1 protein-coding gene is annotated in these 790 nt (G+C 59.6%); it reads left to right on the forward strand.

What is annotated here, in order from left to right; translation table 11 throughout:
* A partial coding sequence (locus tag IEX40_RS21990; protein WP_188752418.1) for an IS110 family RNA-guided transposase occupies positions 1-579 on the forward strand: 579 nt, incomplete at its 5' end.
* Positions 580-790: the final 211 nt, after the last annotated feature.

Here is a 790-nt window from a genome sequence, read left to right on the forward strand (position 1 = left end):
ATCATCGTGCCCCAGAGCCGTTGGACCTTGCAGCGCGAACTGCCGCTGATTCTGGAAGACGCCGAGAACGGCTTACCCACGCTCGCACGGTCACTGATCGGTGAGTGCTACGCCCATCTGAAGCTGCTCAACCAGCGCATCGATGAGAGTGAGCTCGGCTTCGACATCATCGCCAAGCATAGCGAAACCGTTCAACGCCTGATGACCATTCCCGGTGTGGGGGCGCAGACGGCCACCGCCATCGTCGCCTCGGTTGGACGCGCGCAACACTGTGACAGCGCCCGGGATTTCGCCGCCTTATTGGGCCTGGTACCCCGGCAATACTCGACCGGAGGTAAACCCCGCCTGGGGCGTATCACCAAGCGCGGCGACAAGTACCTGCGCATGCTGTTGATTCACGGCACACGCGCGGTGCTGGCAACGATCAAAGATAAGCAGGATCGCCTGAGCCTATGGTGTAAGGCGTTGATTGAACGGCGTGGCTACAAGCGCGCCACCGTGGCGTTGGCGGCGAAGAACGCCCGTATCATCTGGGCAATATTGCAGTCAGGTAAAGAGTATAAAGCGTTCGCCGCCTAAGGCGACGAACGCTGAAGACACCCACCGGATTATCGCGAGGGCGCTGATGACGTAAGGCTCAGACCAGAACGGGTAAACCTGCCTGTGCGGGGGGCCACTAAAGGCCGTCTAACGAATGAGGTCCCGTTCAGCGCGTTTCATCATGGCCATGGCTGAGAAGCCAGTATACAGGCCGAATGTAGAGCGGCAGTCCGACCACCTTACGAAATCA

This window comes from Marinobacterium zhoushanense (assembly GCF_014641945.1).
Classification (GTDB): domain Bacteria; phylum Pseudomonadota; class Gammaproteobacteria; order Pseudomonadales; family Balneatricaceae; genus Marinobacterium_D; species Marinobacterium_D zhoushanense.